Source organism: Paenibacillus baimaensis (assembly GCF_025567575.1).
In genome coordinates this window covers 1-9,383 of sequence record NZ_JAOQIO010000009.1, presented here as the reverse complement: position 1 = coordinate 9,383, position 9,383 = coordinate 1, and the positions used below count along the sequence as shown (strand labels likewise).

The following is a 9,383-nucleotide window of genomic DNA, read 5'->3' as shown; positions in this document are numbered from 1 at the left end:
TGACTTTTAATCAGGGTGTCGTAGGTTCGAATCCTACATGTCTCACCATTAACACAATGCGCGCGTATGGCGGAATTGGCAGACGCACTAGACTTAGGATCTAGCGGGCGACCGTGGGGGTTCAAGTCCCTCTACGCGCATCATGTACAAAAGGGTTCCTGACCACTCCTATATCTTATAGGTATGCATAATCAGGAAGTAAGCTGACATCGGTTTTCTACCGTGTCAGCTTTTTTTTATTTACTCCGTGTTTTTCAATAAAAGATATGTCGCCATAAATGTAAATTAATGTAAATTAATTTGGTTTTGTTTAAATGAATTTCCAATGACTTTTATGGGCATTTGGTTGTGTGTGGTGTACAATGACTACGAATACATTGTTCATACTGCCAAAGTATAGAGGTGAATGTGGGGAGAAAAAGACTTAAGTACGTAGAAAGTCAAAACTAGATTATGAAAGCGATTTTAAAGCAAGTAGGTGAATTAAAAAATCTTGCCACCGTTGTCTTAGCGAGTGCCAAGAGGATATTTTATAAGAAGGAGTTCAACGCTGTGGAGACAATGCTCAAGCTGCTTCAACGGTTCAGTCATGGATGTAGATGGTTCCAATTAAAAAATCATAAGATTGAGATGAAATTGCTGCTAACGTATCCTTTGCTCATCATCGTCTCTATTACTGTGGTCAGTGTATTTGCCATATATTTTAGCATGTTCCTGTTTCGCGAAAAGTCCCAAGATAATTTTCAAAATATATTGAAGCAAATCAGCTATAACATGGATACGCAGTTGAAACAGCAGGACTTGGATACATATCTGTTTATTCAGGATCTGAAGGTGAAACGTTTTTTTGATTCCAGCAACATGGCGGATTCACCAGAATCTGTACAACTCAAAATTGATTTGCGTAACTTGTTAACGAACTACTTGCTATCTCATTCCAATATCGAAAGAATCGTTCTCATTAACAACCATGATGAGATCGTAAGTAATACCGATGAACCGATTCCGCTTTCTTTGGCTGATTACCATCAAGCAGCAGCGCGTGGTGACGGTAAAATGGTATGGATGAAAACGCAGATCTGGCCTGAAAACAAGGTAGTCATTCCTGTATTGAGGCAAATTAAAGACTTGTCCACGCTAAAAAATAACGGGGTGCTGTTGTTATTTTTCAAAGAAAAAATATTCAAAAATAGCGACTTTAAAGGTAATTTGCGTGTGTTGGAACAGGATAACTATGTAATTTCAAGCAACTTTTCAGATCAAATCGGTAGTCAATACTCCCTACAAAATGTAAACGCTCTTTCGGGCAGTACGGGGTCTTTTGTTGATACATCCAAGGGTATGTTCTTTAGTTATTATAAATCAGAATATACGTATTGGACGTATTTATTCAGCATACCGACAAAGGAGCTTTATTCCGGAATTGAGGTTGTACGCAACTGGGTTATTGTCGTAGCTATTCTATTTACAATAATCGGAATTTTGCTGGCAAAAATGATTGCAAGTAATATCTCCAAGCCCCTCATACAAATTATTCGTGAAATGAGAAATATTGAGACCAACGATTTATCGGTCAATTTGAATTACGACGGCAATGATGAATTAACCTCGCTGGCTGCTACTTTTAACAATATGATGAATCGGATCAGAGAGCTGATCGAAAGAGATTCGAATTTACAAAGGCTCAAGCACGAATTGGAAATGCGAGCGCTCCAGGCGGAGATCAATCCGCATTTTTTGTACAATACATTGGAAGCGATTAATTGGATTGGCCGTATGAATAAAGTGAATGAAATATGTGATATTACGGCGATGCTTGCTGATATTATGAGATACAGCATCGATCAAAGCAAAGATATTGTAACCATTCAGGAGGAGTACGAGCACACTCAGAAGTATACGGGTATCCAGCGCATACGTTATGCGGATAACCTGTCATTTTTTATGGACCTTCCGAAGGAAATGTTAAACGTGCGTATTCCCAAATTAACTTTACAGCCTCTTGTTGAAAACGCTATTTTGCATGGATTCGAGAATAAACGGGAAGTCGGAAAAATAAAAATTTTGGGCATTGTCGATGAGGAATTTATCAAGATCAGGATTGAGGATAACGGTTGTGGCATGACACAGGACAAAGTGCATTCTCTATTGTCCCAACAGGAGCCAGGAACCCATAGAGGCATTGGTATTTATAATGTTCACCAGCGAATCCGGTTATTGTTTGGAGAAGGATACGGCTTGAGCATTCGCAGCGAGGTCGATAAAGGCACTAGTATTACGATTACTTTACCATTAAATGAAGTGAGGTGACTGATCATGTACAAGGTATTGATTATTGATGACGAAGCAATGATCAGGAAAGGTTTGCGTGAATCCGTTCCTTGGACTGATATTGAGTGTGAGGTGGTCGGCGTTGCCAGCAATGGATACGATGGGCTGCAGGCGATAGATCAATGGGAACCGGATATTGTAGTAACTGATATTAAAATGCCAGGATACGACGGTATCCAGGTTGCAGAGCATGCGATTCAGACAAACCCTCTGGCGAAAGTCATCTTACTTAGTGGATATAGCGAGTTTGAATATGCACGCAAGGCGATTCAACTGGGTGTGTTTCACTTTATGTTAAAGCCGACCGTATATGAAGAAATGAAAAGGGTCATTGCGGATGCAGTTCGAAACATTAAATCAGAGGAACGGCGAATCCGTGAGTTGGCGAAGTTCAGGAGCGAATTTCAACAGCAGTTGCACATGTATCGCAGCATCTTTTTAAGAAAAATCATTTTGAACGGTCAATCGGATTCTGGAGCACAGGCTTCAGACGACTCGCTGCGGCTTTATGAAATTCCGTTGGAACGGGACTCCTATTTGATTGTATTCAAACCGGATGAGCTGGACACCTTTATTGATAAGGAAGAGGAAAAACAATACTGGATGACATCCATTACAACTAGTGTGGAGCAATATGTAAGCGGGCGTTCGTCCTGCTATTTTGTTCCTTTAAAGGATGAATGGTTCAGTATCGTATATGTAACTGAGGAAGAAGAATGCCGTGAAGCGATAACACAGATTTGTGAGGAGATCCAAAGCCTCCAATTGACCAATGATATGCCGTTAACACTGTCGTTCAGCATCAGCCGTAGAAAACCGAGGTTATCCCATTTGAATCAGGCTTACTTGGAGGCGGTGGATGCCATTCAGCATATTTTTTATATGGGTGCAGGCTCCATCATCTTCCACGCAGACGTATCGCAAGCATCTGACAAGGAGGATGGCAGTGTTCCATATGCCTACTATAGTGAATGCAGTAAATTGATCATTAAGGCGCTTCAGGTTGGTGACGAAGAGAGATGCCAGCAGGAGCTCTCCGATTTGTATCAGTCTTTTACCAAAAATCAGGAGCGACCGGGTGTTGTTCGAGCCGTGAGCGTTGAAATTGCGGCACAGGTGCTTAGCTTTGTTGTACGTGGACATATAGAGTTGGATTTCAATACGAGGGAAAAACTGTTTAACGATATCATATTATGCGAAACTTCAGAGGGCTGTTTCAAAATTATTGAAGATGTTGTGATTTCGATGGTACGTGAAATTTACAAACAAACGAAAACACGGCATAAAAAAGTGATTGAGCAAATCATCGGACTGCTGCAAGAGCATTATTCGCAAAATATTAGCTTGGAATGGCTGTCGGATCAGGTTCATTTAAACAGTAACTACATTAGCAGATTGATTAAAAAAGAAACCAAAGAAACGTTTACAGATTTACTTACCAATATTAGAATCGAACAAGCCAAAAAACTGCTGCAAAATCCACTCTATAAAATATATGAGATATCCGGGATGACGGGCTTTGAGGACCCTCATTATTTTTCCGTCAAATTCAAAAAAATAACAGGGATCAGCCCGAGCGAATATAGGGACCATTACAAGGACTTGTTTTAAATCTGATTTATGTCATGATTTTAAACGAAATGTACATTTTGTAGTCTACTGATTTATACAGGGTTGTCTTAAACTAAATGAGTAATCGAAAGCATGTATAACTATAAGGGGGAACCTTGAATGAAAAGGTATGGAAAGGCTTTCAAAAGTGGGGTAGCCGGGCTGGGGCTTACACTGGTTATGACTGCATGTTCGTCTGGCGCTGGAAACGCTCCGGTGTCTGGCACAGATGCCAAAAGTACGACAGATTCCACAAAAAAAGTAACACTGCAGCTGATGTTTCCTAAAAACAGCGGTTCTGCTGATCCTCGTGCGCAATGGATGCATGATAATGTTGAGGCGTTCAAGAAGGTAGAGCCCAATATCAATTTTGATGTGATTGATAACACGAGTGGTGACAACTACCTGACGACAGTCACAACGAGAATGGCTGCAAATGATGTGCCTGATATTTTTCAAACATGGACACTGGAAAGATTGAGGCCTTTTGCCGAATCGAATCGTGTATATGATCTTACCGAATTTTTGAATTCGACTCCGGAATTAAAGAGTAAATTTTCTCCCTCTGCCTTAAGTGCTACTACATTCGGTAACAAAACTTTTGCGATGCCATTGACACAGGATTTGGAGATTATTTATTACAACAAGGAAGTTTTTCAGAAATTCAATCTGCAGACACCACAAACATACGATGAATTACTTAACATCATTGATGTTCTGAAGAAGAATGACATCGTTCCGATTACACTGCCCAATAAAGAGCCATGGGTCGGCACCATTCTTTTTATGATGCTAGCTGAGCGGATCGGTGGTATGGATGTTTATCAAAAAACAGTGATCGAGAAAACAGGCTCCTGGACGGATAAACCTTTTGTAGATGCAGCTGCCATGATGCAGGATCTTGTAAAACGAGGTGCTTTCGAGAAAAACGTGAACAGCTTGACCCGTCCGGAATCGGAAATCAAGTTAAGTCAGGGTAAAGCCGGTATGTATATTGGTTTAACATCATCGAGCAACGCGAATCTTGTACAATCGATGGGCGATAAAGTGGGCTTTTTCAATTTCCCTAATGTAACAGGAGGCAAAGGAAGCAAAGACGATTATTTGCAAACGCCAACAAACGCCTATTCGGTTAGTGCGGCAACGAAACATCCTGAGGAAGTTAAGAAGTTTATCAAATTCATGTACTCCGAGGAACGGCAATTGGCTTTGGCTAAGCTTGGGAATATGCTGGCTTATCAATTTACGGCGAAACCGGGCGATTTACCGACACTTAGTGAAGATTTGACGAAAGCCGGCAAAAGCGCCAAAAGCTCCATGTACTTCTGGGATTTGCCATTAGGCGTATACATGGGCAAAGAGCTGAATAATACGACGCAAGGCTTTTATATGGATGTCGACCCTCAGCAAGCACTTGCGGCTTTGCAAAAGAAGGCAGAGGATCAGTCGAAGCAAGCACCAGGATCGAAATAGGGGATAGGGAAGCGATAGCAACTACTGGGGGACCTAAGGATTCTATGATCAGGTTCCCTCCCTCCTGGTGGTCATTAAGTGTATGAAGGAGGCACATATCCCAACATGGAAAAAATGCTGCGGAACAAATGGACAATCTCATTTTTTGTTTTTCCGGCGCTGCTTATTTATATGTATGTGCTGCCGATTCCGATCATTAAATCCATCTATTACAGCTTTTTTGATTGGAATTTGATTGGAACGCAAATATTTGTCGGTCTTAAAAATTATTCAGACCTGTTTATAAATGACAATATTTTTATGATGTCACTGAAAAATACTTTGATTTTCTCATTTGGCTGCATCGTTCTACAGCTTCCCTTAGCCTTTCTGTTAGCCAATTTGTTGAATAGCGGCGTTAGGGCAGTTAATTTTTTCAGAAATGTTTATTTTTTTCCGGTTATTATTTCGGGAACCTCCGTTGGATTGCTGTTTTTATTTATTTTTCACAGCGACATGGGTCTGCTCAATATGATGATCCGGGTATTGGGATACACCGGGTTTGATAAGGATTGGTTGTCCGATTCGAAATTCGCCATATACGGTCCTATTATCGCATTATCGTGGCAATATTTTGGTTATCATATGGTGATTTACTTGACCGGGATGTCGACGATATCGAAAGATACGTTCGAATCAGCAAAAATTGATGGAGTTAACGGAGCACAGATGCTGCTACACATCACGCTTCCGCTGATCAAGCCGTTTATCATTATTAGTCTTGTTTTATGCTTGACTGGATCAGTAAAAGCCTTTGATACGGTAATCTCCTTAACTGGAGGCGGCCCTGCGCATCATTCAGACGTACTGGCTCTACATATGTATAATACGGCTTTTGTTCAAATGCGATACGGTTATGGGAGCGCTGTGGCGGTAGTTCTGTTAATGATGAATATTATTTTTTCAGTCACGCTTTCGATATTTGCCCGGGAAAGGAGGTCATAGCATGCAATCCTCCACATCCCGCTATTTGGCCATTACTGTTCGATATGGGTTATTAGTTATTTTGGCAGCAGCTGTCATCTATCCGATTGTCTGGGTTTTTCTAGGTTCCTTGAAATCACAAGAATCGTTTTATACCAATCCTTGGGGGCTGCCTGATCAATTTCATTGGGAAGTATATAAAATTATTTTTGTGGATTTTCATTTACAGATCAATGTATGGAACAGTCTCTATATTTCCGTCATCTCCACTTTGATTATCATTATGCTCTCGACAATGGCGGCGTACGGCTTAATCCGTTTAAAGTGGAAGGGCAGCAAGATGGTACTGGGCGTCATCTTATTAGGGATTATGATTCCGGTGCATTCCACATTGATCCCGATCTATCTCGACCTGCAAGCCTTTAACAACTATGTGGATACGAGAATCCTGCTTATGCTTCCTTATATTGCATTTGGTATACCTACTTCCATCCTCATTCTGTCGGGATATTATGCTACGATTTCCAAGGACATGGAAGAGGCAGCGGTTATCGACGGGAGCAGCATCATTGGTTGTTTTTTCAAAATCATCTTTCCAATATCGATGCCAGCTATAGCTACAGTGGCGATTCTAAGCTTTATTCATTCATGGAATGAGCTATTATATGCGCTGATCTTTTTGAGAAAAACCGAGACGCAGACTCTACCGGTTGCTTTGCTGCAATTTATGGGTTTTTATTCGACGGATTGGGCTCAGGTACTTGCAGCTATTACAGTAGCTATGCTGCCCGGTGTTGTGATCTATATGTTTTTGCAAAATTATATCGTGCAGGGGATTACGGCCGGTGCTGTAAAGGGATAAACAAATTAAGTCTCATACTTAGCAATCTATAAACAGGAGGCCGTTCAAATGAAAAAAGCAGCGATTGTTGGAGAAAGACAGGCCATACTCGTGGAAGCGCCTATACCCACAATTCAAAACGATGAGGTACTTGTTAAGGTACATGTCGCTCCGATGTGTTCGGAGTACAAAAAGTTTGTCAATGGAACTGTAGGACAATGTTTGGGACATGAGGCTGTTGGTGAGGTAGTGGATATTGCGCAGCATGGACCGCATCAGATTGGAGATCGTGTGGTTCTGATGCCCTTGAACGGCTGCGGCAAATGTCGTCTTTGTCTGGCTGGAGATTACATTCACTGTCTCGACAACAAAATGTCCGATTGCACCATGTCGCAGTATATCGTTAAACCGGCTTTTATGCTAAAAAAAATTCCTGATGAAGTCAGCTATGAAAAGGCATCGCTGGCCTGCTGCGCTCTGGGACCGACGTTTGGAGCCATGCAGACTTTGGGTGTCAACGTGTTCGATACGCTGCTGGTTACGGGTCTTGGACCTGTCGGTATAGGAGCCATTGTGAATGCGCGTTATAGGGGAGCAAGAGTGATTGCCGTCGAATCCAATGCATATCGAAGCCAACTGGCGAGAGAGCTTGGAGTTGTAGATGTCATTGATTCCCGTGACCCTGAGGCGCTGGAGAAGATTCGCTCTTACTGCGATCAGAATGGCCCTGATTATGCCATCGACTGCTCGGGTGCGGTTCCCGCTCACAGACTGTGTATTGATGCCGTGAGGCGAAAAGGAAGTGTCGTGTTTGTTGGGGAAAGCCACGTGGAAACTCCGGTTACCATCAGCAAGGATATGATTCGTAAAGGTCTTCATCTGTTTGGGGCGTGGCACTATAACCTGAATGATTTCCCGAAAATTATGCAGGTGATCCAGCACTCCCCGTTGGTGGAGAAAATGATTACCCATCGATTTCCGATGAGCCGTATTCAGGATGCATTCGAAACGTCGGCACAGCAAAACAGCGTTAAAATTTTATTGAAACCATGGGAGTAATCTAAGGGAGGAACGTATATGATACCCGCTTTAAACCCGGTAACAACCGGAAAACATGTACCATTTTTGGATTTTTTGGACGCTGCTGCGACAGCTCAATTTCCTGCAATTGATTATCCGATAGTACCTTTCAGTCAAGTAGCCGATGAACAATCCCAAGATGCAGCCAAGGAGTTATTGCTATCCAGGCAGCTTGTTCTGGGCAGCTTTGGGCTTCCGGTTGAATTCAGGAAAGACGAAAATACATTTTTATCGGATCTTAAAGAACTGCCCAAGCACGCTGCATTGGCCAAACATATGGGTGTTACTCGCTGCTGCACCTGGTTATTTCCGGCAACAGATGAGCCTGTAGCCGAATACACGTGCCGTTTTGTAAGAAGATTGAGAGAATGTGCAAAAATATTGGGAGCGTACGGCATACGTTTTGGTATTGAATGGGTCGGGCCCAAAACGTCAAGAACATTAAAACATGATTTCATCCATACGCTGCCGGGTACGCTGGATTTGATTGATGCAATCGGAGAGACTAACGTCGGTCTGCTGTTCGACAGTTTCCACTGGTTTACATCCCATGCGACCAAGGGGGACATTTTGTCGCTGAAAGCAGACCAAATTGTCCTGGTTCATATCAATGATGCGCCGGATAAGCCGAAAGATCAACAAATTGATAACGAACGGCTGCTTCCCGGGGAAGGTATCATTGATTTAAAGGTAATGCTGACCTCACTCCAGCAGATCGGTTATGATAGCTTCATTTCCGTAGAAACGTTTAGCAAAGAATTGCCTCTGCTGCCACCTGTTGAGGTCGCTTTAAAAACGAAAAGCGCAGTCGATCGAGTCATTGCCGCCAGTATATTATAAGTAAGGTTAAGAGTATCGATGATTGTATGCGTTAATATTATGCAAAGCTTGGAACTACCTTTCCCTTAGAAGGTAGTTCTTTTTTTGAGCCTATCATTGTGGTGAGGATTATCAAGATACTTGCGAAAACTAGGAGTCTGTCAGAAAAAATGTAATATTATGTAAAATAATATTAGTTTCAAAAAAAGATTTGCATTTCACTACGAATCCTGATATATTACTATTTGTCGCTAAATTCACGGAT

General features: G+C 41.9%; 7 protein-coding genes and 1 tRNA gene. All 8 read left to right on the top strand.

The annotated features are described in order from the left end of the window. The first annotated feature begins 60 nt into the window (after window positions 1-60). The 8 genes from OB236_RS05350 to OB236_RS05315 all read left to right on the top strand — a co-directional run bounded on the left by OB236_RS05350 (window position 61) and on the right by OB236_RS05315 (window position 9,139). Window positions 61-140, top strand: a tRNA-Leu gene (locus OB236_RS05350). A 421-nt stretch (window positions 141-561) separates the two neighbouring features. Next, on the top strand, window positions 562-2,310 hold the full coding sequence (locus OB236_RS05345; protein ID WP_262683095.1) for a sensor histidine kinase: 1,749 nt from the start codon (window positions 562-564) through the stop codon (window positions 2,308-2,310). 6 nt (window positions 2,311-2,316) lie between these two features. Further along, window positions 2,317-3,942 (top strand): response regulator, encoded by a 1,626-nt coding sequence (locus OB236_RS05340; protein ID WP_262683094.1) that lies wholly within the window; start codon window positions 2,317-2,319, stop codon window positions 3,940-3,942. A gap of 120 nt (window positions 3,943-4,062) precedes the next feature. Next, window positions 4,063-5,415 (top strand): ABC transporter substrate-binding protein, encoded by a 1,353-nt coding sequence (locus OB236_RS05335; RefSeq protein ID WP_262683093.1) that lies wholly within the window; start codon window positions 4,063-4,065, stop codon window positions 5,413-5,415. 105 nt (window positions 5,416-5,520) lie between these two features. Next, the gene (locus tag OB236_RS05330) at window positions 5,521-6,399 is read left to right on the top strand and encodes a carbohydrate ABC transporter permease (protein WP_262683092.1); all 879 of its coding nucleotides are present in this window, start codon (window positions 5,521-5,523) and stop codon (window positions 6,397-6,399) included. A gap of 1 nt (window position 6,400) precedes the next feature. After that, window positions 6,401-7,240 (top strand): carbohydrate ABC transporter permease, encoded by an 840-nt coding sequence (locus tag OB236_RS05325; RefSeq protein WP_262683091.1) that lies wholly within the window; start codon window positions 6,401-6,403, stop codon window positions 7,238-7,240. A gap of 48 nt (window positions 7,241-7,288) precedes the next feature. Beyond that, window positions 7,289-8,278, top strand: coding sequence for a zinc-dependent alcohol dehydrogenase (locus tag OB236_RS05320; protein WP_262683090.1), 990 nt, complete (start codon window positions 7,289-7,291; stop codon window positions 8,276-8,278). Window positions 8,279-8,296: 18 nt separating this feature from the next. Continuing rightward, entirely contained in the window at window positions 8,297-9,139 is an 843-nt protein-coding gene (locus tag OB236_RS05315; protein ID WP_262683089.1) for a sugar phosphate isomerase/epimerase family protein, read from the top strand. Window positions 9,140-9,383 lie beyond the last annotated feature (244 nt).

Coding starts and splice junctions, on each gene's coding strand:
- OB236_RS05330 (WP_262683092.1), top strand. CDS start 5,521: ATGGAAAAAATGCTGCGGAACAAATGGACAATCTCATTTTTTGTTTTT.
- OB236_RS05315 (WP_262683089.1), top strand. CDS start 8,297: ATGATACCCGCTTTAAACCCGGTAACAACCGGAAAACATGTACCATTT.
- OB236_RS05320 (WP_262683090.1), top strand. CDS start 7,289: ATGAAAAAAGCAGCGATTGTTGGAGAAAGACAGGCCATACTCGTGGAA.
- OB236_RS05335 (WP_262683093.1), top strand. CDS start 4,063: ATGAAAAGGTATGGAAAGGCTTTCAAAAGTGGGGTAGCCGGGCTGGGG.
- OB236_RS05345 (WP_262683095.1), top strand. CDS start 562: ATGCTCAAGCTGCTTCAACGGTTCAGTCATGGATGTAGATGGTTCCAA.
- OB236_RS05325 (WP_262683091.1), top strand. CDS start 6,401: ATGCAATCCTCCACATCCCGCTATTTGGCCATTACTGTTCGATATGGG.
- OB236_RS05340 (WP_262683094.1), top strand. CDS start 2,317: ATGTACAAGGTATTGATTATTGATGACGAAGCAATGATCAGGAAAGGT.